The sequence below is a fragment of the Moritella viscosa genome, assembly GCF_900120065.1.
In the GTDB taxonomy this organism is placed as follows: Bacteria; Pseudomonadota; Gammaproteobacteria; order Enterobacterales; family Moritellaceae; genus Moritella; species Moritella viscosa.
Genome location: NZ_FPLG01000097.1, coordinates 13,393 through 36,161, shown reverse-complemented (window position 1 = coordinate 36,161; position 22,769 = coordinate 13,393). Strand labels below are relative to the sequence as shown.

At 40.0% G+C, this 22,769-nt stretch carries 25 protein-coding genes; 3 read left to right on the top strand and 22 right to left on the bottom strand.

Annotated elements, in window-relative coordinates; all coding sequences use genetic code 11:
• The first annotated feature begins 10 nt into the window (after nucleotides 1–10).
• Nucleotides 11–1,429: a nitrogen regulation protein NR(I) gene (gene glnG / locus BT797_RS14320; protein ID WP_075472558.1), complete on the top strand. Its 1,419-nt coding sequence runs from the start codon at nucleotides 11–13 to the stop codon at nucleotides 1,427–1,429.
• Nucleotides 1,430–1,476: 47 nt separating this feature from the next.
• Here the strand turns inward: glnG and BT797_RS14315 are convergent, their stop codons facing one another.
• Complete coding sequence (locus tag BT797_RS14315) at nucleotides 1,477–2,094, bottom strand: PilZ domain-containing protein (protein WP_045108589.1); 618 nt, start codon at nucleotides 2,092–2,094, stop codon at nucleotides 1,477–1,479.
• Between the two features lie 210 nt (nucleotides 2,095–2,304).
• Between BT797_RS14315 and BT797_RS14310 the strand changes: the two genes are divergently transcribed.
• Entirely contained in the window at nucleotides 2,305–2,499 is a 195-nt protein-coding gene (locus tag BT797_RS14310; RefSeq protein WP_075472556.1) for a hypothetical protein, read from the top strand.
• Here the strand turns inward: BT797_RS14310 and BT797_RS14305 are convergent.
• The 7 genes from BT797_RS14305 to BT797_RS14275 all read right to left on the bottom strand — a co-directional run bounded on the left by BT797_RS14305 (nucleotide 2,496) and on the right by BT797_RS14275 (nucleotide 9,848).
• Entirely contained in the window at nucleotides 2,496–4,490 is a 1,995-nt protein-coding gene (locus tag BT797_RS14305; RefSeq protein WP_075472554.1) for a permease, read from the bottom strand. The two genes, BT797_RS14310 and BT797_RS14305, sit on opposite strands and share 4 nt — an antisense overlap.
• A gap of 126 nt (nucleotides 4,491–4,616) precedes the next feature.
• Complete coding sequence (locus BT797_RS14300) at nucleotides 4,617–5,354, bottom strand: DeoR/GlpR family DNA-binding transcription regulator (RefSeq protein WP_045108587.1); 738 nt, start codon at nucleotides 5,352–5,354, stop codon at nucleotides 4,617–4,619.
• Between the two features lie 151 nt (nucleotides 5,355–5,505).
• The gene (locus BT797_RS14295) at nucleotides 5,506–6,111 is read right to left on the bottom strand and encodes a 5' nucleotidase, NT5C type (RefSeq protein ID WP_045108586.1); all 606 of its coding nucleotides are present in this window, start codon (nucleotides 6,109–6,111) and stop codon (nucleotides 5,506–5,508) included.
• Nucleotides 6,112–6,364: 253 nt separating this feature from the next.
• Nucleotides 6,365–7,738, bottom strand: a complete 1,374-nt coding sequence (hemN, locus tag BT797_RS14290; protein ID WP_075472552.1) for an oxygen-independent coproporphyrinogen III oxidase — start codon at nucleotides 7,736–7,738, stop codon at nucleotides 6,365–6,367.
• A 95-nt stretch (nucleotides 7,739–7,833) separates the two neighbouring features.
• On the bottom strand, nucleotides 7,834–8,295 hold the full coding sequence (locus BT797_RS14285) for a DUF2489 domain-containing protein (RefSeq protein WP_075472550.1): 462 nt from the start codon (nucleotides 8,293–8,295) through the stop codon (nucleotides 7,834–7,836).
• Nucleotides 8,296–8,297: 2 nt separating this feature from the next.
• Nucleotides 8,298–8,954, bottom strand: a complete 657-nt coding sequence (gene yihI, locus BT797_RS14280) for a Der GTPase-activating protein YihI (protein ID WP_075472614.1) — start codon at nucleotides 8,952–8,954, stop codon at nucleotides 8,298–8,300.
• 270 nt (nucleotides 8,955–9,224) lie between these two features.
• A complete protein-coding gene (locus tag BT797_RS14275) occupies nucleotides 9,225–9,848 on the bottom strand; it encodes a c-type cytochrome (RefSeq protein ID WP_211705506.1) in 624 nt (207 codons plus the stop codon).
• A gap of 139 nt (nucleotides 9,849–9,987) precedes the next feature.
• On the opposite strand from BT797_RS14275, the gene yihA reads away from it, so the two are divergent.
• Nucleotides 9,988–10,668, top strand: a complete 681-nt coding sequence (gene yihA / locus BT797_RS14270) for a ribosome biogenesis GTP-binding protein YihA/YsxC (protein WP_244534198.1) — start codon at nucleotides 9,988–9,990, stop codon at nucleotides 10,666–10,668.
• A 291-nt stretch (nucleotides 10,669–10,959) separates the two neighbouring features.
• On the opposite strand, the gene polA is transcribed toward yihA, so the two are convergent.
• From polA to BT797_RS23850, 14 genes are all read right to left on the bottom strand, one after another.
• Nucleotides 10,960–13,755: a DNA polymerase I gene (gene polA / locus BT797_RS14265; RefSeq protein ID WP_075472612.1), complete on the bottom strand. Its 2,796-nt coding sequence runs from the start codon at nucleotides 13,753–13,755 to the stop codon at nucleotides 10,960–10,962.
• A gap of 1,422 nt (nucleotides 13,756–15,177) precedes the next feature.
• Nucleotides 15,178–16,326: a 1-acyl-sn-glycerol-3-phosphate acyltransferase gene (locus BT797_RS14260; RefSeq protein ID WP_075472548.1), complete on the bottom strand. Its 1,149-nt coding sequence runs from the start codon at nucleotides 16,324–16,326 to the stop codon at nucleotides 15,178–15,180.
• 163 nt (nucleotides 16,327–16,489) lie between these two features.
• Nucleotides 16,490–17,167 (bottom strand): 7-cyano-7-deazaguanine/7-aminomethyl-7-deazaguanine transporter, encoded by a 678-nt coding sequence (locus BT797_RS14255; protein ID WP_075472546.1) that lies wholly within the window; start codon nucleotides 17,165–17,167, stop codon nucleotides 16,490–16,492.
• 714 nt (nucleotides 17,168–17,881) lie between these two features.
• Nucleotides 17,882–18,178: a hypothetical protein gene (locus BT797_RS14245; protein ID WP_075472542.1), complete on the bottom strand. Its 297-nt coding sequence runs from the start codon at nucleotides 18,176–18,178 to the stop codon at nucleotides 17,882–17,884.
• Nucleotides 18,179–18,576: 398 nt separating this feature from the next.
• A complete protein-coding gene (locus BT797_RS14240) occupies nucleotides 18,577–18,987 on the bottom strand; it encodes a hypothetical protein (RefSeq protein WP_075472540.1) in 411 nt (136 codons plus the stop codon).
• 94 nt (nucleotides 18,988–19,081) lie between these two features.
• A complete protein-coding gene (locus BT797_RS14235; RefSeq protein WP_075472538.1) occupies nucleotides 19,082–19,492 on the bottom strand; it encodes a virion protein in 411 nt (136 codons plus the stop codon).
• A 20-nt stretch (nucleotides 19,493–19,512) separates the two neighbouring features.
• Complete coding sequence (locus BT797_RS14230; RefSeq protein ID WP_075472536.1) at nucleotides 19,513–19,758, bottom strand: phage tail assembly chaperone; 246 nt, start codon at nucleotides 19,756–19,758, stop codon at nucleotides 19,513–19,515.
• A gap of 2 nt (nucleotides 19,759–19,760) precedes the next feature.
• Nucleotides 19,761–20,585 carry a hypothetical protein gene (locus BT797_RS14225; protein WP_075472534.1) on the bottom strand — a complete coding sequence of 275 codons (825 nt, stop codon included), beginning with the start codon at nucleotides 20,583–20,585 and terminating at the stop codon, nucleotides 19,761–19,763.
• Nucleotides 20,578–20,853, bottom strand: a complete 276-nt coding sequence (locus tag BT797_RS14220; RefSeq protein WP_075472532.1) for a hypothetical protein — start codon at nucleotides 20,851–20,853, stop codon at nucleotides 20,578–20,580. Before BT797_RS14220 ends, BT797_RS14225 begins: the two co-directional genes overlap by 8 nt.
• A complete protein-coding gene (locus BT797_RS14215; RefSeq protein WP_075472530.1) occupies nucleotides 20,850–21,455 on the bottom strand; it encodes a hypothetical protein in 606 nt (201 codons plus the stop codon). The genes BT797_RS14220 and BT797_RS14215 overlap by 4 nt, the downstream gene beginning before the upstream one ends.
• Nucleotides 21,452–21,982, bottom strand: a complete 531-nt coding sequence (locus BT797_RS14210) for a hypothetical protein (protein ID WP_075472528.1) — start codon at nucleotides 21,980–21,982, stop codon at nucleotides 21,452–21,454. Before BT797_RS14210 ends, BT797_RS14215 begins: the two co-directional genes overlap by 4 nt.
• Complete coding sequence (locus tag BT797_RS14205; protein WP_075472527.1) at nucleotides 21,983–22,390, bottom strand: hypothetical protein; 408 nt, start codon at nucleotides 22,388–22,390, stop codon at nucleotides 21,983–21,985.
• The gene (locus BT797_RS14200; RefSeq protein ID WP_075472525.1) at nucleotides 22,387–22,611 is read right to left on the bottom strand and encodes a hypothetical protein; all 225 of its coding nucleotides are present in this window, start codon (nucleotides 22,609–22,611) and stop codon (nucleotides 22,387–22,389) included. The genes BT797_RS14205 and BT797_RS14200 overlap by 4 nt, the downstream gene beginning before the upstream one ends.
• A complete protein-coding gene (locus tag BT797_RS23850; RefSeq protein ID WP_170860763.1) occupies nucleotides 22,608–22,760 on the bottom strand; it encodes a hypothetical protein in 153 nt (50 codons plus the stop codon). The genes BT797_RS14200 and BT797_RS23850 overlap by 4 nt, the downstream gene beginning before the upstream one ends.
• Between the last annotated feature and the right edge of the window lie 9 nt (nucleotides 22,761–22,769).

Below are 22,769 nucleotides of genomic sequence, written 5' to 3'. Positions count from 1 at the left end.
GGATTAAACTATGACAACAGCAACAGTTTGGATTGTCGATGACGATAGTTCTATCCGCTGGGTTCTTGACAAAGCATTAAAGTCACAGAAATTTGAAACCTCTGCATTTAGTGGTGCGCATGCTTTATTAAATAAACTCGAATTCGAACAGCCAGATATCATTATTTCTGATATCCGCATGCCAGAAATGACCGGATTAGAGTTAATGAATAAAGTACATGCCATTCACCCAGATCTCCCAATCATCATTATGACGGCCCATTCCGATCTCGACAGCGCAGTCAATGCGTATCAGGCCGGCGCATTTGAATACCTACCAAAGCCGTTTGATATTGATGAAGCAGTGTCCTTGGCTACTCGCGCAGTGACCCATGCCAAAGAGCAAAGCAAAAACCGTCGTAAAAATAATAAAGTGGCGCCAGTGACTGAAATTATTGGTGAAGCACCAGCCATGCAGGAAGTTTTTCGCGCTATCGGTCGCTTATCACGTTCTTCGATTAGCGTATTAATTAATGGTGAATCTGGTACAGGTAAAGAATTAGTTGCGCAAGCGCTACACAAACACAGCCCGCGCGTAAATAACGAATTCATTGCCTTGAACATGGCTGCAATTCCCAAAGATTTGATTGAATCAGAACTTTTTGGTCATGAAAAAGGCGCCTTTACGGGGGCTGCAGGTGTGCGTAATGGTCGCTTTGAACAAGCTAATGGCGGTACCCTATTTTTAGATGAGATCGGGGATATGCCGATTGATATTCAAACGCGATTATTGCGTGTGCTTTCTGATGGACAGTTTTACCGTGTAGGCGGCCATTCTCCGGTGAGTGTCGACGTACGAATCATAGCAGCAACGCATCAAAACTTAGAAAAGAAAGTCGCTGATGGTAGTTTCCGCGAAGACTTATTCCATCGCTTGAACGTCATCCGTATTCATATTCCATCGTTAAATGAACGTCGAGAAGATATTCCTAAACTCGCCAATCATTTTTTAATCAGAGCGGGTAAAGAACTAAGTGTCGAAACCAAAATTCTCAGTAAAGAAGCACAAACCTATTTAGCTAATCATCATTGGTCCGGTAACGTTCGCCAACTTGAAAACATTTGTCGTTGGTTAACCGTGATGGCCAGTGGCCAAGAAATATTCATTGCTGATTTACCTTCTGAGATCACTGAAGAACAATCCCCCTTAATAAGTCATGGTAGCGCAGCTCAAAGTGGCGACTGGCGCACACAATTGAAAACCTGGACTGCACAGCAACTCGCATCAGGACAGAGTGATATCCTTGCTGAAGCAATGCCCGATTTTGAACGAATCATGTTACAAACCGCACTCGAGTACACACAAGGTCATAAACAAGATGCAGCAAAACTACTGGGTTGGGGTCGTAATACTCTCACCCGTAAGTTGAAGGAACTCGATATTAATTAATCATACTTAAGCAGTTAACTTATTCTTTAAGTTAACTGCACCGCTTACTAATTCAGTGAATCATGTTTTTCAATAATATAATTATGGAGTATCAAAGCTAAGTCATTATCAATATCAAAGTTCAGCGCCAGCCCTTTGCTATTATTATTTTCATTTTCAATCCGCACAACATTAGCCTTAACTAAATGAAAACCACGTTGTGGGATCTTTAAATAAAAGTTCACCCGATCACCTTTCTTAAGGTTAAAATCGATAGACGAAAATTGCTGCGCACTGCATAACATAAACAAACCCGACGTCGATATGTTCAGAACTGCACCCAATAATACTTCACCTTGCGGATCAAATATCTTTAAGCCTTTAGGATCCGACAGGCGCCAATAACGCCCTTCGCCACCTTTATGGTCAATAATATCAGGAGGACCAAGCTCCTTTAGCTCATCACTATAACCATCACTAACAAGATAAAGCGGAAAACGAAATTCCTTTTGTTCGCTTTGCGTTACCAATACAATGTCATCAGATTGCGCTAATACATTCAGCATTTTCTTTGAGATATGCGAAATAAATACTTCACGACTAACATCATCAGCCTGACTCTCTATTACTTCCTGTAATAAATTAAGCTCATCTTGAGTTAAAATATCCGTCACTTTCTTTGGCATCAAAAAACCTTTATTGCTTTGTCGAGAAACATCCTGTTTGCTATACAAAGAGTGGGAGTAATTCAAATTACATTTTCACCTAGTTATACTAATCTTAGTAAACCAGAACAAGTTTAACCTTGCAAATATAAAAACTATGAGCTTGATGACACCCTCATAAAAGTAAGTATTAACAAAAACTATTCCGATATAACAACAATTGAGCCGAGTATGGAAATGAATCTAGATAATATGAATAATGAAGTCAGTCTAATAGATACGGTAGAAGTAAAAGGCGAGTTTATTATGGAACAACGTCACCGCCAGGAGCGGCGGCAACGTCAATCAAATCATTGTTCTCTTTACGAGCGTCGATTACACAACCGACGTAGTGCCCATAGAAACAAGATTGATATTAAAGTCTAATGATGGTGATGATGGTGCGGTTTAGCATTTCTAAAACTATGTGGTAATAATTCCAACATAAAGCTACGCGCACCGCGACGTAAAATACTTATCGCAAATAGCACTGTCACAATAACTAAGCTTACATAACGCCACCAATCATCTTGCCAATGTGGTGCTAACGTTAACCAGGGCTTAGGCAATTCAGGTACCCAATACATAATCCCCAGACCCAATAGCAAGGCCACAGCGACAATAGCCATAACCACAGCCATTGCAATGTGCTTACCTTGATTATCTTTAATAAAGCGGTATAAATCTAAGTTAAGCGTTGGTCCCACTAAACTAAAGGCAACAACCGCACCAGGCGATACACCAGCAATAAGCATAATCGCTAATACAGGGGTAATACCCGTCGCACAAAAATGAAAGGGTAACGCAATTAAGATCGCCAGAACTACTTGTAACCAAGGTTCTTGCTGTAAAAACTGCCAACCAATCGTCGGGGTAAATGTTGCAGCTGCAATTAATCCAAACAGTACCCAAGGTGCGGTATGATCAATTAAATGCGCAAAGCCATGTTCAAAAGCATGCTTCAAACGCGATGTAGATTGTTTTAACTGTTCAGGTGTCGCACACGTTTCGGTATTTAAATCATGTTTCTTAAATAATAATCCAATCAATAAACCCAAGGTTACCGCTAAAGTAATCGCCATCACTAAACGAATACCAACCCACTCAGCACCTAATAACGGCAGCGAAATAAGTAGCGCATCAAACCCTATCACAGGCGACGCTACCAAAAATGACACAGCTAATGCAGAACCGCAGCCCGCTTTAATCAACTGTTTATACATGCTTGATGCATCTGGAATACAGATTGGTAGGGGTAAACCAATCAGCGTGCCTTTTAATGCTCCAGCGACTGAACCAGTACTGCGTAATTGCCCAACCATATTAAATGCTGGTTTCACAAAGTTAATCAGCCATGTCAGGATATAAGCGAATAATAGCGCTGGTGCCGCATGTAACGACAAGCTCACAAATCGTAATAAGGTTTCAGCTGTTTCACTGCCGTGCACATGCCCTGCATGGTCATCGTGTCCTACATGGTCATCGTGTCCTGCATGGTCATCGTGCCCTACATGGTCATCGTGCCCTGCATGGTCATCGTGCCCTACATGGTCATCGTGCCCTACATGGTCATCGTGCCCTGCATGGTCATCTAAATTGATATCAGCCTGTATCTCAGATGATGGTGCTATCTGTGATACCAGCACCCTTTCTTCCGAACCATGATCATGCGGCGCATAACCTAACCAATGCGGTAGTAATACTGCAAGTAAACAGATAGCACCAATTAAGCTACCCGTACCAGCGGCAAATTTATCACGTTGAGTTTCTTCACCATGTTCCTGTTTATACGGCTGGTGAAATACGACATGTAAAATAGAGCCCATCACTAACGCTTGGAACCAGATCAACCAGTTACCACTATCATGCGCGATCAGTTCTCCACCTAGCCAAGTACCAGCAACAGTTGCCACTGACATTGCCGTTAATACCGCTAACGGTAACGCTCTGCCATAATGCGGACGTAACAACCACCACACAGTCAAACCAACAGGAAAACGATGGAGTACCACACCGACTGCCAACAAATAAGCGGTCTGATCATCTTCAATAGCAAGCGCACCACCATCGGTGAGAGCGTGTAATACTAGACCTAATACACCTAATATTAAGGTAACAGAATGGGTTTGTTTTGCGACTTTATGAAATATTTTTTCCACCATGCCAGGGCCAAATAAGCCAACGAGCATCAGTCCGAGAACCGCAATCCCCCCACTTTCCAGTAATTCAGGCAAGATATGGAATAACACCAAACCACCAATGGAAACAAAGATAAAACTATCAAAGAAAGCAAAACGATCAGATTTAGAACCGACAAATTTACATAAGTAAGGGCCGAGGAAGAGTGTCGCGATGCTCAAAAATAAAAGTAAAGACATGGTATAAACACGAGGTCAGTAAAACAGGTGTTATATTATAACATAACAGCCGTTACTGATGCCAGTCAGAATTGTTATATTATAACTGCCCTGACTGGCATAGATTAAATTAGTCGTAGAGGAGGATTATTTTACGACTTTAATATTATGTTTTTCTAATAAATGTACATATTCTAACGACGCATCTTCGTCAGTAATCACCATATCAACCTGATCAAATTGATATAATGGCGTATTATGCACTTGACCGAATTTAGAAGAATCCGTGATGACAATATTTTGTGCACCTTTCTCTAAAATCGCCACTCCGACATCAGCACGCATCATATTACGGCTCGTAAAACCCGTATTTGGATGCAAACCATCAATGCCTAAGAACGCCTTAGTAAAGTGAGTATGTTTGATGCAAAGACGCGTCAAGGTACCCACCATGCTTTCACTTTCATGCTGGTAAAGACCACCTAACACAATAATCTTAACATCAGTTTCTTTCATTAAATGGGCAATATAGCTGCTCGGCGTAATAATGGTTACATCACTACGTTTTCCCAGTTCTTTTGCCAATAAAGCATTAGCACTACCGCCTTCGATCATGACTGTTTCGCCATGTTCAACAAGGCTTGCTGCACACATAGCCATTTTACGCTTGTGCTCATAATTTACAGTAATACGATGAGAAACATTATCAGTATTATGCGGAGTAGCTCCACCATGAACACGACGGATGAACCCTTCTTTCTCTAACTTGTTCAGGTCATGACGGATCGTGACCTCTGAAACACCCAGCTTATTTGACATTTCGCCAACAGAAGCTCGTCCCTTTTCATTTACAAGATTAATAATATCAGTATGTCGTTGCTGCATGATTTCTCATATCCCACACAATTTAAGTTACCTATTAAACAGATAGTACCACTTTCACCTGAAAGTCATAAGTACTAATTAAAGCTACAAATTGAAAAAAACTCAGATACATATCATAACTGAGAACTTAATCGCTAATGCTAAGTCTAGCTTATTGTACCGACCATGTTTTTTCATGCCATGTTTGTATAATATAGGAAATTTCATACCAGTCATGTGCACTCGTTACTCTCTCTCTGAACGCTTTATTATGCGGTTGTTTTATCATAATGCAGTTATCAACCCCTGCATTTTTCGCATCCAGTAAATTATCATATTTATCATCAATAAAAGCATGAATCTCATGCGTCTGTTGAATCTTATTTAAATAAGTCGCTTTAGACTCACCAAACTCAACAAAAAAGATATCTTGAAAAATATTACCGAAACAATGATACATGTTTGCTCGACGCAGCGCCTCCACCTGAGGATCTCGACTACACGCGGTAATACAAAAAATATCATAACCTTCTTGGATGAGTTTAGTTAAAATACGAGATGCACCCGGCAGCGCATCTAATGCACCAAACTGCCAACTAGATGCAAACTCTTTTAATATTGTAACATCTTGACCTTCTTTAACACCTAACCACTCGCATAAATCCCATGCTAAGGGTTTACCAGTTACTTTTTTATCATATTGGTGATTAACAAACTCACGTAACCGAGAACCAAAATCTAATACCGTATCATCAATATCAATGACTATCGCTTTCATAGGCGTATTTCCATTTTTTGTAATTATGTCTATCATTAATAATTTTATAAAATAAGATAATGTTATCGAAGAACAATATTACATAGATGCTAAGTTATGTATATTTAACTTCTATGAAATCAAGTCACCAATACTAACTTAATAGTCAAAAAACCTAGAGCACTATTTTCCTTAAGCAACAACGATTACATCCAAACAGGCATTAAAAAAGCACCCAAAGGTGCCTTAATATTAGCGCATGTCTATTATAAAATTAAATCACGCGAGAAAACTGTTGCTGACGTGCACGTTGCCGTAAGTACACATCAAAACACATACAAATATTACGGATCAATAATTTTCCTTTCGGTGCGACCTGCAACATATTACCTTCAATAATAACCAGTTCATCGTTAATGAAAGTTTGTAATAATGCCATGTCTTCAGCAAAGTAAGTGGCAAAATCTAGTTTGAAAGTATCCGCAATCTTGTCCATATCCAGCTCAAAATTACACATTAGCTGTTTAATCACCGCGCGACGAATCGAATCATCATCATTCAGACCCACACCACGCCATTGTGCATGACCAAGCTCACCCACTTGCTTATAGTACATTTTAAGTTCTTTTTGGTTTTGCGAATAGGCATTACCAATTTGGCTAATTGATGATACACCTAACCCCAACAAATCCGTTTCACCTTGAGTGGTATAACCTTGGAAATTACGATGTAATATACCTTCGCGCTGGGCAATCGCTAATTCATCATCAGGCTTTGCAAAATGATCCATACCAATAAATTGATAACCGTTATCGGTCAAAAACGCGATCGCATCTTCTAAAATAGCTAAGCGATCAGAAGGTGACGGCATATCTTCTTCTTTCATTTTACGCTGACCAGCAAACAAACTTGGTAAATGCGCATAATTGAATACCGTTAAACGTGCCGGGTCTAAATCTAGCACACGCTCCAAGGTTTTATGGAAAGTTGCTTTGGTTTGATGTGGTAAGCCATAAATTAAATCAATATTGGTCGATTTGAACCCTAGCTCATGAGCACGTTTGATAAGCGCAAAAATGAAGTCTTCATCTTGATCACGGTTGATTGCCGCTTGCACTTTTTTATCGAAATCTTGCACACCCAGACTCAAACGATTAAAACCAACTTTCGCTAATAAATCAATGGTACTGAGTTCAATTTCACGCGGGTCAACTTCAATCGAAATTTCAGCATCGTCGTCAAAATTAAAACTGTTTTTTAACGCATTCATCAAACGTTGAATTTGTGGTTGAGTTAAAAATGTTGGAGTGCCACCGCCCCAATGTAATTGCGATACGTTACGGTTTTTGAAAAACGCAGCTTGTTGCTTAATCTCAGCTTCAAGCACATCAAGGTACGGATCGGCTTTATGCTGATGGCGGGTAATGACCTTGTTACAACCGCAGTAATAACAAAGCTTATGGCAGAAAGGAATATGCACATACAATGACAACGGCTTATCAGGTGTTTCTTCGCAAGCAAAGCGGAAGTCTTGATAACCAAAAGACTCATCAAATTCCAACGCAGTTGGATAAGATGTATATCTTGGACCACTGTAATTATATTTTTCGATCATAGCCTGATCCCAGACTAATTTTTGATTTAGCATATTCATCCCCTAAGACATATCACGGCAGTATGCCGAAAATAAACATCATGCCGTTTGTCTTACATCATAATATTAACGATTAACACCGTTATTTATTAACATTCAAACGTAGTTAAGCGGGTTACGTCTTTTTGCACACGTTCTGCATATTCACCTTCAAAACGAAAACGGTCTAAATCAAATTGCATACGTGCTTTTTTTGAGAGTTCACTGCGAGCATCCATGATTGGCATATGTTTTATCTTATCATAAAACGCATGTAAATCAGGATATTGCAGAGACCAATCAACAGGTTCTGCAGCAGGTATAGCCGCCAATAATTTACTGATACGAATAGTGCCTTCTGACAGGTCACATTCTTCACGTCCCATCGCTTTAGCAATAATCTGTACACTTTCAGTAATGCGGACTTTACGTGCAGCAACTGCTTCATTTTGTTGATTTAGCAACTGCACTTGTTGTGCTTTCACACGATACAATAAACGTCCCGCATACATTGATAATGCCAGAATGATCAGGCATCCGATGCCCATTAATATCATCCAACTCGCTTGCATTATTATTCCTCAGCGTCGTTATTCTTTAACTTCTTCTCTGTTGCTAAGAAGCGCTCATATAATTCATCTTCTGATAATTTTTCATGATCAGTTTGAAGTGCTTTAGCATCAAGTTCTGCCATCATCGCTTCATCCCACTCATCTTCATCATAATCTTCTTCAAATTCTTCGTCATCAGCATAACCAAGTTCTTCAAGTAAGAATGCATGACGATCTACACCTTCATCGACATATGCTTGGTCATCACTATTTAGCACTTCATTGTTATCTAAACGTAGTAATAGACCACTTAAGCGTGCATCATTTTCTAGTTTGTCTAGCTCTTGCTCAAACGTTAATACCGGTGCAACAGGCTTCACTTCAGCTTTAGGCTGTTTTACTTTAACAATCGCAGGTTGTGCAACTGGTGTCGGTGTCGTTAACAATTGAATAGGAGCTTTACTGCCCACTCTTGGATCGCCCGACTTACGTGAACCCCCAGTGCCTTTTTTACCTTTTACAGCTTCCGTAGTTTTATTACCTGATGTTAAACCTTTACGCTTTTTTAAACGTTTGTGCTTACGCGCTTCTAGTGCTTGAGTATTGGTTTCACGCTTTTTACGATCTGATTTAGCAATAGCTAGCGGGCCGCCTGAGCGTTCTTTTCTTTTACGAGTCATAGTATTCTCTGTCTTTAATCTGTCTAATAACAAGGTCCACAATAATTTTGTTGGCCACATTGTTTATTAGCGGGTATCGTATCGTGCCTTATTTAAAGATAGTCAATTGACCCGTCTTTATTAAGGGCATAATGAGGCAATTCTTTAAGTGAGCGCAGACTATCAAAAAAGCGAGGAAGAAAAAAGATAATTCCGATCTGATGAAAATAAAAAACTCAGCCGAAGCTGAGTTTTTTACGATATTAAAATGAACTCACTAAACAAAAATGATTAGTGAAGACCACCTAGATATTTAGAAATAATATCCATATCGGCAGGTTTCATTTTATATGCAATATCATGCATCATACCATTTTGGTCATTTGCACGTTCTTGGCTACTAAATTTCTCTAGCTGCGCTTTAATATAATCAGCATGTTGACCTGATATTTTCGGGAATTTAGCTGTTTCACTACCATTACCACGCGGGCCATGACATGCTGCACAACCAGCAATACCACGTACGATATCACCACCACGGTATAGTTGCTGACCTGCAGCGATAACGTCTTCAGGTGTTTCTTCAGGTTTCATAGTTTTCGACGCAAAAAACGCCGCAAGATCATGGATGTTTTGTTCAGTTAACATTGCAGACATACCCATCATGGTTGGATCATTACGACCCTTTTCACCACCAGTTTGCATCGCTAGCTGAAAATCTTTCAACTGCTTAACAATATACGAAGCATTTTGCCCCGCTAACTTAGGATAGATACTTGCAGGACTATTACCATCAGCACCATGACACGCTGCACATGTACCAGAAATAGCTTCACCCGCAGCTGCATCCCCTGCAGCTTGGGCGGTACCCATTAATCCGATTAACATTGCAAAAGATAAGACAAGACTTTTCATAGCATTCCACTTGTTATTTTCAGCTTCCGATCCCATGTCACGGCGTGACATGTTACACTTATTATTATTCTATTTGACTATTTTACACATTTTCAAAAAAAAGTAATCATTTAACACAATTTCAATGAGAGATATTAGATTGGATAACAAAAAGATACACTTCGAAAACGCTGCATTTAGGATTAGTGCGCCAGACATTAGCCACCTAACAGACGATTCGGGCATTGAAATTGCTTTCGCTGGGCGATCTAATGCTGGTAAATCAAGTGCATTGAACACACTAACACGCCAAAAAAGTTTAGCGAGAACCAGTAAAACACCTGGCCGTACACAACTTATTAACGTATTCGAAATCGAAGAAGGCAAACGTCTCATCGATTTACCAGGTTATGGTTTTGCTAAAGTACCTTTTGAAGTAAAGAAAAAATGGCAGAAAGCCCTAGGTGAATACCTACAAAAACGCCAGTCATTAAAAGGTATTGTGGTATTAATGGATATTCGTCACCCATTAAAAGATTTAGATAAACAATTAATTCTTTGGGCGATTGATTCTGATATTCCGGTGATGGCACTGTTAACGAAGGCTGATAAGTTAAAACAAGGCGTTCGCAGTAAAACCGTTAAAGAAGTAAAAGAAGCGGTAAAAGAATTTGGCGGTGACGTAACAGTCGCACCATTCTCATCGTTGAAGCATACTGGCATTGATGTACTGAAAAACAAACTATGCGAGTGGTATGATCTAGAGCCTGCGACGGGTATGCCAAGTGAAGACGACGAAGAGTTTGACGATAGCGATTTTGAATACGTTAACGAAGACTAATTCAAACGCTGAATTTTAGACAAAAAAAACGCCTCGTCAATAACTGACGTGGCGATGAATAATAAATTCAATTTGAAACAAAAGGTTTGAAATATAATTTCGAACCTCCATACCCTACCCCGCTAATATACGACAAACTTATTTCAACAGAAAGTAAAATACGTTATTTAGTTACATTTTTTGTGACAAAGCGCACTTTCATCGTTGTTTTATGTATAAAAACAACAAAACCAGTCCTGAGACTGGTTTTTTTTAAATCAAAATATAATAAAATTAATGCTTAATACCAGATTAGTGGGCTTCATCCCAGTTATCACCCACACCAGCTTCCGCAAGTAATGGTACATCCAATGACATCGCAGCCGCCATCAAGGTTTTGATATTAACAATGTAGTCATCCACATGCTCTTCTTTGATCTCAAATACCAATTCATCGTGAACCTGCATAAGCATACGGATAGAGTCAGCTTCTACAGTCTCAATCCAACCAGCAACATTAATCATAGCCTTCTTGATAATATCTGATGCTGTCCCTTGCATTGGTGCGTTAATCGCCGCACGTTCAGCTGCCATTTGACGCATTTTATTACGGGCATTAATTTCAGGTAGGTATAAACGACGCCCCGATAAGGTTTCAACATAGCCCTTATCTTTAGCCACTTTACGCGTTTCATCCATATACGTTAATACACCTGGGTAACGTTCAAAATAGCGCGCCATGTATTGCTTGGCTTCTTTTTGTGGAATATTTAGCTGACGGCCTAAACCGAATGCACTCATCCCATAAATAAGCCCAAAGTTAATCGCTTTAGCACTACGACGTTGATCACTCGTGACGTCGTCAAGTTCAACAGAAAATACTTCTGCTGCCGTCGCGCGGTGAATATCTTTACCTTCAGAAAACGCCGTTAGCAGCCCTTTATCTTGTGATAAATGCGCCATAATACGTAATTCAATTTGGCTATAATCCACTGCCACATATTTGTAACCCGCTTCTGGAATAAATGCCTGACGGATACGTCGGCCTTCACCCGCACGTACTGGGATATTCTGTAGATTTGGATCGCTTGAAGACAAACGACCAGTCGCAGTAACCGCTTGATGGTAAGACGTATGCACACGTCCGGTTTTTTCTTCAATCAAGGTTGGTAGTTTATCGGTATACGTTGATTTTAGTTTACTTAAACTGCGGTACTCTAAAATAATTTTTGGTAATGGATAATTAAGAGCCAGTTCTTGTAATACTTCTTCAGCTGTCGATGGTGCGCCTTTTGGCGTTTTCTTAATAACCGGTAGTTCCATTTTTACAAATAGAATTTCTTGCAGCTGTTTTGGCGAACTCAGGTTAAATGGTTGCTCAGCAATTTCGTGTGCTTTAGCTTCTAGATCCAGCATGCGAATTCCAAGTTCAACACTTTGCGCATCGAGTTTTGATTTCTCAATCAATACACCTTGGCGCTCAACACCAGACAGAATGCTAACGAGTGGTAATTCAACCTCGTTAAATAAAGTAACGAGTGATGGCTCCGCTTCAAGTTTCGCCCACAGTACATTATGCAAACGTAACGTCACATCGGCATCTTCAGCTGCATACGGTGACGCTTGCTCTAATTCAATCTGGTTAAAGGTTAATTGTTTTTTACCTTTACCGGCGATCTCTTCAAAGCTAATGGTTTTATGATTTAAATATTTATCCGCTAAGCTGTCCATATTATGACGCGTCGCGATACTGTTATAAACGTACGATTCAATCATGGTGTCATAAGCAATACCCGCGAGGTTAATGCCGTAGTTTGCTAACACTGATTTATCGTATTTTAAATTTTGACCAACTTTTTTTGCATTACTGTCTTCGAGTAACGCTTTTAATGACGCTAACACATGATCACGGTCTAGCTGTTCAGGCGCATCTAAATAGTCATGGGCAACCGGCAAATAAGCGGCTTCGCCTTCTGCAACTGCAAATGACAGCCCTACTAACTCAGCTTGCATGTAATTAAGGCTAGTCGTTTCAGTATCGAGTGCAAACAGATCAGCTTTTTGTAACTTCACTAACCAACGATCAAAATCTGCTTGCGTTAAAATCGTTTCATAATTGCTGCGATCAATCGTGCAAGGTGCAACAAGGTCACCACTGTCAGACTCACTTGCAGCTGAACTCGATTTTGCGGCTTTACCTGCATACACATGTTTAGTTGCATCAGCACCACCAACTAACGCCGCTAACCAACGTTTAAAGCCCATCTGCTGGTATAACTCAGCTAATGCATCGGTATCTGTTTCTGTGATGGCCAGATCATCAAGGGTTACACCGGTTTCAACATCCAATTTGATCGTCGCTAATGCATAAGAAATTTCCGCATTATCTTTATGCTCGATCATCTTTTTAGCGAGAGTTTTCGAACCACGGAAACCTAAAGGGGCAATAGCGTCTAAGTTACTGTAGATATCTTTAATGCTACCCAATCCTTGCAGCAAACCTAACGCTGTTTTTTCCCCAACACCAGGCACACCCGGAATATTATCGGCAGCATCACCCATAAGCCCAAGCAGATCAATGATCAACTCTGGTGGTACACCAAATTTATCTTTAACACCCTGTGGATCCAATACCGTATCCGTCATGGTGTTGATTAGCGTGACATTCTCATCAACCAACTGCGCCATATCTTTATCACCGGTACTGATCAATACAGCACGACCTTCGGCACTGGCTTGTGCGGCGATCGTACCGATCACGTCATCGGCTTCAACACCCGAAATACAGATCAACGGTAAACCTAATGCCTTAACAATCTCATGCACAGGTTCGATCTGGCAACGTAGATCATCCGGCATTGGTGGACGATGCGCTTTATAATCTGGGTACATTTCATTTCGGAATGTAGGGCCTTTAGCATCGAAGATAACCGCGATATGACTGGGACTAAATTGTGTTAATAAGCTCTTTAACATGTTAACGACACCATATACAGCACCCGTCGCCATACCGTCAGCATTAGTCAAATGCGGGGGTGAATGATAAGCACGGAACAGATACGAAGAGCCATCGACAAGCACGAGGGGATTGCTAGGGATCGTAGACATAAAATAAAACTCAGTGAAATAAATGATGAATAAGCTAAGCATGCCACAAGCCGTGAATTCTCGCTATGTTGATGATAAAAATATATCTTGCGATCAGATCTTAACCACTCGATCATAGATCTTGATCTAACTGTGGATAACTCTGTTGACAATGACGATCAAAAAAATCAACAAAACATATAGATCGCTAATGCACACAACTAAAACAGTTAAATAACAATAACTTATATATATAAACTATAAGATCTAAAGTTATATATTGCTTTTAGGTTATGTGGAAAAGAATCTTAAACTAAATAATATTATGCGCAAAAAGAAGGCATGATGATTAAAAATAATACATCATGGAATAAATAAAATGTTTGATTTATGTTAATAAAAAATGACTTTGTTGCAGAAAATAAAAAGCCGGTATCAACCAAACTTCTCGATAATCGAGGGATAAGAAGTTTGATCTACCGGCCCGAAAAAAAATTTCGGTTTACCCTGCAAGGAGTAATGGATTAAAATTAATCCGGAAGCAATGTGAGCAATGTCTTGTCCTACTGAAACAAATACGAATTTCCTGAAGAACAAGCCAATAATAACGATTCTCATTTGCGTTTGCAAGGGTTTATTTATATAAAACCAACATAGTGTCATTAATAATCACAAAAATAATAATAAATAAAAACAGAATACCTAACACAGTAAAGCATGCAGGCAATCGAGAACAATTTTGTAATGGTTCGATAATTTAGAATAGTTGAAATTATAGAATCTGCAGAAATAAAAAAGCCGGTATCAATCAGACTTCTCGATAATCGAGGGATAAGAAGTCTGATCTACCGGCCCGAAAAAATTCGGTTTACCCTGCAAGGAGTAATGGATTAAAATTAACCCGGAAGCAATGTGAGCAATGTCTTGTCCTACCGAAACAAATACTGATTTCCTGAAGAACAAGTTAATAATAACGATTCTCATTTGCGTTTGCAAGGCTTTATTTAAATAAAACCAACATAATGTCATTAATAACAAAAATAGTAATGTAACAAAGACAGAATACCTGACAGCGTAAACCGTGCAGACAATCGAGAACAATTTGGAAATGGTTCGGTAGTATAGAATATATTGGAATGATAAAATCTGCAGAAATAAAAAAGCCGGTATCAATCAGACTTCTCGATAATCGAGGGATAAGAAGTCTGATCTACCGGCCCGAAAAAATTCGGTTTACCCTGCAAGGAGTAATGGATTAAAATTAACCCGGAAGCAATGTGAGCAATGTCTTGTCCTACCGAAACAAATACTGATTTCCTGAAGAACAAGCTAATAGTAACGATTCTCATTTGCGTTTGCAAGGGTTTTATTTAAATAAAATAAATTCAAATAAAAAGCCCAGCGAGGCTGGGCTTACAATACACTTTAAACTGTCGATATTAATTAATCCGCGATTGCTAACTGCTTCTCTACTGATTTTGCATACCCAGATAGCACGACAGTATGTAGCTTACTCGGTATCGATTGTAAATGAGCAGTAAATTTAGCGCGTTGCTCAGCGGTGACTTTACTTGCAGCCTGCTTATACTCAGTACTGGTATGTAGTTGCTCTGCCGCTAATAAATTAGTCCCGTGCAAGTAATAATTATTATCGATGGTCTGATCAATACGCTCGGCCAATTCAATCGCATCGGTAAGATCATCAGCAATGACATCACCAAAAGTCACATTCACATGACCTTTAAAGCCAACAATACCTTGAACAATACTATCAATATCTTCAAATTCAGTTTTATTGTACTCACCCGCAGTCGCTAATTCTGAAAGTTCATTCGCCTTAGCGGCATCGTTTGGATCATATTCATAAGAGATAGTCACCGGCACAATATTTAATGATTTCATGTATTCAGGAAAGCTAATTTTTAGACCTTTACCATGCATATACATCATTTTTAAAATCGCAGGATCAGTCTGGTCATTACCATCTTTAGCACGGCCTTCTTTTTGCGCAATCCAAATCGACTGTTGTTCCGTTTGAATTGAATGAGCAATATAACCAGATAATGATTTAAATGCCGCGATCATCTCACGTACACCTTTCGCAGAACGTTTCACAATAAAACTTTTATTCAAACGCATCAAATCGGATACAAATGGTTTTTTCAATAAATTATCACCAATTGCAATACGCACTGTATCATGCCCATATTGATGTAATCCCCAGTTTACAAATGCTGGGTCCATCGCGATATCGCGGTGATTCGAAATAAATAAATAATTTTTATTTTTATCCAACTTCTCTATACCGTCAAAGGTAACTTGAGTGGTTGTGGTCGCTATCATTTTTTCCATATAAGCGATCACTTCGTGCTGAATTTCACTCACACTCGTGATTTTTCGACATTTACGGCGTAACGCCATACGGATCATTGGGAATATCACCCAACTAAAGTGTTTAATCAAGCGCGGAAACTGAAAGTGCGCGATCGCAGTAATAAATTCGTTATCGTTAACTAAGCGTTCAACAACACTTGCTATTTCGTTATCATTAAAAGGACGAATATCATCGTATAAACCCACGTCTGTTGCCATTCGGCACCTCAATTGCGTGTAAATTAAAAGCATAAAATCTAGAACGCGGCGATTATACCTTAACTACCGATACATTTACTGTAATAAAACAAAAAAGGCGCTAAACTTTTCACTGATAGTGAATAGTTTAGCGCCTTTCGCCCCCTTACAAAATTAAGTTACATTAATTTAATTTTACAGAGGAGAGGTTATTGTTCGCATTCGCTTCAAAGGTAATAACACCCGCTAATTTAGTTAATAAAATACCATAAAGAGGCAAGAAGATGATTAAACTGATCAGCAGTTTAAACCCATAATCTACCGTGGCAATTTCTCCCCAATTAGCCGCCATAAATGGATCAACACTTTGATAAAATGCGACAAAGAAGAAAATAACCGTATCGATTAAATTACCAAATACCGTTGATGATACAGGTGCAACCCACCATGTTTTTAATTTTCTTAAACGATTAAAAACAACAATATCAAGAGCCTGACCAAATAAGTAAGCCAAAAAACTGGCGAGGGCAATACGACCGACAAAACTATTAAACTCGCTTAAATCAGCAACACCTTGATAGCTGCCTTCAAAAAACACCACTGATAGCATATATGAAATCAATAATGCAGGAAACATAACTTGCGCAATGATGCGCTTAGCCATGCCCGCACCAAACACACGAATGGTTAGATCTGTAGCCAGAAAAATAAACGGAAATGTAAAAGCCCCCCAGGTAGTATGGAAGCCAAAAATATTGATAGGAAGTTGGACTAGATAGTTGCTCGCTGAGATCACCAAAATATGAAAACAAGAGAGACAGATCAACGCTTGACGCGTCTGCATTGCAGTTAATTCACGCATAATAAACCTTTTTATTTAAATTCATGGGGTGAGGGAACCCATGTAAATGGTGCTACTAGAGCATTATATAAGATAAAAATTATAGTGCATGGCAAGCTTACCCAATCAAGGTAAGGGAACCCATGCAAATTGTGCCGCACTTAGGCGGACGAGCATTATACAAAAGCTGACCCGCAATTCAATTGAATTATATTTCAGATATAAAAAAGCACTCGAATTGAGTGCGTTCAATTTATATTATTATCGTATTTATTTGTTGTTTGCCTCTCAAGATCAAGAAAGCCTCCAGTTGGAGGCTTTCTAATGAATAGCTATAATGAAAATTTTTCAATCTTACGCTTCAGCCTTAACTTATAAATAATGGTAAGGACACAGGAGTAATATATACCGTATAATAAAAAAGTGGTGTACAACTCATAATTCGTATAAAAATCCCAATTTAACACGAGCTCTTCTGAGAGTGATATCGTTCCAGATAAAATAGCATTGACGAAAATAACAGACACAGCACAATAACTAAGTATCTTACTTCTATATGAATAAGCATATAACGCTATAAATATTAAAATGGTATCTACACCATAATAAATCTCAAGCCAAATGTTAGACATTTCCAACATAGCCTCTTGAAAATTAAAAGCATAATAAACGAGACTGAAAACTGTACCAATCAATAAAAACCAGAATATATATTTTGCTCTCAACTCTGTCATATCACCACCAATAACCAAACATTATTCGATTGGACGTATCTGGTAATCTTAATATATCGTCTTTACTTCTTAAGTATTTCCTATAAAAATTACGACGTTTAGCCCCCATATCAGGTAACGTTTTTAATAATTCTATAGCTTCTTTCACATCACTATCATTTATACTTTTACCAGCTAAAAGCATAGATTTTATCTGCGGAACAATCACTTTATACACCGCGTCCGCTTGTTGTTTACTTGAGACTCGCCTGAATATAAAAGAGCCAGCTGAAAATACCAATTTAACTGCTTGTAACATATGTCCAATACCATATAAAAATAATTACTATATTATCAGAATGTTAACCGGAATTATCACTAAAGTCGTAGGTGAAATAACTATATTGAAATTTTACAGCTATTTTTGTAGGTTATTAGGGCGTCAATGAGTAATGTCATGTATGTTAATAGGCAATAAACACAATGAAATTATATTTCAGGCACAAAAAAGCACTCAAACTGAGTGCATTATTTAATGGGGATTCTGCTTTTAAGTTTTATCTGTCTTCTCCAGAACCGTTACGCGGGTATTGAGATCAACAATACTATCTCTTATCCCCTTGTTTACTTTTACCAGTTGCCAACCTACCCAACATGTAAAAACGACAAGCGGATTAATACCAAGACTGCTTAGCAGTGAAACCGTAGGAAAATCCATTACAGCACCGCCCGTTTATTTACCCATTGTTCCATGGCTGTGCGTAACATCCGTCTAAAACCGAATGTATCAATGTAAACCATCCCCAAACCGTACCAATAATATTCTGGTACTGTTTCTAATAATTCAAATCCAAGACCAACAAACTGAGAATAGTCAGGCAGAAAACAAAGTATTAACGGGGCTGTTGTGATTAATAATAAATATTCATCCTTCCAGCCGCGACCGTTCATACTAATTTCGTCCAGTTTGGCCGCGTTCGTGTCACCCGCTGCCGCCCGTTTTGCTTTAGCTTCTGAAATTGCGGCTTTTAATACGCCGTCTTGTTTAATTTCATCCGCTTTATTTTTACGTACAGCATTAAACGCACTAAACCCACCCGTCACTAATGCTGTTAATAACGTCCACATTATAAAAGTCCCCACTGTTTAAGATATTTAATTGAATAGGCAGCAGCTACGCCGCCGACAATTGTTATCACTATTTTTTTATAATCCGCCTTGGTCATGCCATCGCTACCCCTTTTTGCGCCATGGTTAAGCCGTAATATTTACCAACTTCCATGCGTGACATAGCGTGAATGACTTTTGCCAGTTCAGCATCATCATTGACGTTAACGACTTGGTTTTGTCCGATACCTGTCCAGTCGCTAACATTTTTAGCATACAAGTTAGTATCGTTTTCATGGCTTGGGGCAAAGCGATTAATCATTTGCTCAAGCGTGGTAAATCCCTGCCTTGCATAAGAACGCAGCACTTTGGCCGCAGCCCTAAAACCGAAAGCCGGATTTTTAAAACGGGCGAACCGTTCACCGCTATTACTTAACTGACCGTCCCAGTCATTACGCTTGTTATATTCAATATTAAGCGGGTTATTGTTTTTCACGCCAAGCGGTAATGTTGCTTTATATGTCATGTAACTTGCTCCCCCTAATACTAAGATTGCGATAATTGCGGTTTTGTAGGCCATACAACATCGTCCGGATTGTTAAAGGTTTGTGGGATATCGCGCAATGCTTGGCGATACTGACGGCAAACAGTTTTATCCCCGTCTTTATCTATAACCGTTTCGAGTAATTTATCTGCCGCTTTCAACTTAGCGTCACGAATTGCGCGAACCTCAGTCCAGCGAGTCATATCAACCAGTTCATTATCTGTATATTCTTGCGTTATGTGTTCCATTCTTATTCACTCCAGTTAACAGGACTATCATTTACTAACGATAACGGTGGACGGCCACGGCTTGATGTATATTCACCATTAAGACAAAGAACACGTGTAGAGCCAGCTTGATAGCGAGTATCAACTTTGAGCGTTAACCGAGCGATACCAGCATCATGCCCCTGACCGATATCACGTAAGCTGATAGGAATAATTTGCCCTTCCATATCTTTAGTAATTAGTATTTCACGGTCTCCGCTTGGTTGGGAAATGAAGAGACAGAGACCACCGCTAGCTGTCGTTTTTTTCACTTCTAGAAAACCTGAAACAGAGTCGTATGAGCTACTCCCCGTAAAAACTAAATGCTCCACATAACCACCGTAATTCATACCGCGGTGGGTTTGGTAGAATTCAACACTGAACATGTCATTACTACCACCAAAGCCAGAGCTTGCGGCAAATTCAATTAAATTAAAAAATGTTGGAGGTATAGATGGGTCAGCAACATTCGGATATGCAGGGTCAATATTAGCCCCTTTCTTATAACCGCCATTTGCTACGACATGCTTAATAGTGTAGATTTTTTTACCTGCAACAGAATAAACACTCACACCATTAATCGTTTCCATAACAGGCTTAGTTACTAAATTCATCTGGCTTTGATAGCCCGCTAACTTTGTGCTGAACGTGCTATTAAACCCATTAATTAAATTATTAAACGTAGTGGTTGAATTGTTCTTTAACGTTTCAAACTCCGTTTGCATTACGCGGATAGCACCGCCTTTGATGCTGTCTAATAAATCCTGGGCTTTTATGACCAACTGCCCAATGGCTTGGAAATTATCCATTGTTTAAGTTTTCCTTAATTTCATTACAAATAGGCGTGAATCGTGGCAATGTATTTGCGGCCACTGAATCGGCTAATCCGTGTAAATTGTTATCTGAATTGAAAGCGTGGTGCTGTAGTGATACCAGCGCCGTGCTTAATGCAATTTGATTGCTGTAAACGCCTTGCATCATGTGCAGTGCGTTTACTTCATCGGGCTGTAAGTTTTTTAAGTGCTCTGTGAGTGGGTCAAATGTGATGACCGTTCTACGCGGTATCATGTGACTCATCGGTGAACCTCCAGCAAGGCAATTTTCAATACCGCATTACTGTTGTTATAGGCCCACAATTCACCACCGCCCGTGATAGTCATTCCCGCAGGGGCTTTTCTGTCCCCTAACACAGGTAAACCCGCTACAGCAGATACCTCTTTATCACCTAGCATGGCTTCGGTTTCGGTATCACTGATATTTTGAATAATGGCCTCAAGCCGAACGACTGAGGCATTAAACAAACGGGTCTTACTGTTCGGTTGAATTTCTATATGAGCGCGACTAATAAAACGTTGTGCGGTCTCTTCCCGAGTGGTCACAACACTGCGAATTTCACTTACTGCCACGCCACCATCAAACTTAACTTGTGCTGGCGGCGTAGTGGTCAATTGGTGCTTAGTCAATTGGATAGCAGCGCGGATAATAGTGGTATGCGGGTTCGATACTTCCAGTTCTTTAAAACTCGATATATCCAATGTGTCACCCGCATCAACACGGATACGCTCACCGTTATCACTGCGAATATATAAATATTCTTGTGATTCACGCACAATCAGCCACTTTGCCGAACCGACCGCAAAGCGTTTAGTTTCACTTGGCTGTAAGGTTAGCTTTTTCATTTCGCCCCCTTAATCGCCATGACACCAAAGCCCACACCAAGCACAACCATGACCGCAATAGCGACTTTACTCATTTCACCCGCCGCACCAATTTGACTACGGCTCGCGGTATTTTCTGCCATGGCTAATGCTGCACGGGCGTTCTCTCCCGATTGCACGGCCATTGCTTTAACAGCAGAGATTGAGCCTGCACTATTTTTTTGCATGTTATCCATTGCGCCGCGACTTACCGCGCCATTTTCAGCCATGGCTTTTTGCGCTGCATTACTGCTTTCTTTCAGCGCTTCCTTACCGAAATCGAACGCTTCATTAAATGTTTCAGCGTTGGCTTCGATGGCTTTTTTACCTAACTCAGTAGCGCTTCTCACTGCGCCATGGTCTGTGGTTGTCATATTAAGGCTTGCGCCCTTGCCTACGTTAACGCCAGCTAATACCGTACCGAGGTTATCGCCACTAATGGCACTTGAGCCAGAGGTATTGGTGTTGTAGGTTTGATTGGTACTTTGAGTTGTGCCACCGCCTCCCATTTAGCAGCCCCCCAAATCTAAAGTAAGTACAGTGTCATTGGCTGCTTCACTAACGACAAAACCAAATCGGCGTAAGATACGGGTCATACCTGATTTAATCGTATGAAACTTAATAGCCCGATAACCCTGACCGCTCACCGCTTCAATAATCGGTTTGGCCGCAGCCACAAGGCCGCGTCCCGTTAAAGCCAAAATCAAATACTCGTTGTCTTGAGTAACCATGCCAACAAAACGCGCATCAACGCCACGCCCTTTGATGTGGTATAACCCCGCTTGCTTGTTACGCACTGCGTCACAACAGAATTGATATTCTTCTTTGGCCAGTTCAATGCCAGCAAAAGCAGGTTTTAGCAGGGTTAAGTGCGCGTTGATATCTGCGCGTACTGGATTTATAAATGTAATATTCATTTTTTCACCATCACAAATAACAACACACAAACCACCGCAATCATGGGTAACTGCGCCGTAAGGCCACCGCCACCCATATTGATTGCCCCCTGTTTAATTCCGCCAAAATGACTGGTTGAAGTCGCGGTTGAATCGCCCGAAGCACCACCACCCGCACTAATCGGCATACCGCCAGCGCCACCAGAAATGCCGCCTGCTAATCCACCCATGCCCGGAATCATTTGCCCCCCTTAATGACTTGATAAGCCACATAACAACCGCCGCCCACCGCACCCAATTTTAATAACTTGGTTGCGCCCGAACCGCTCCAAAAACCAGCCCCGAACCCGAGACCACCCGCTAATACAGGCAGTAAAAATATTAATGGCATTTTTACCTC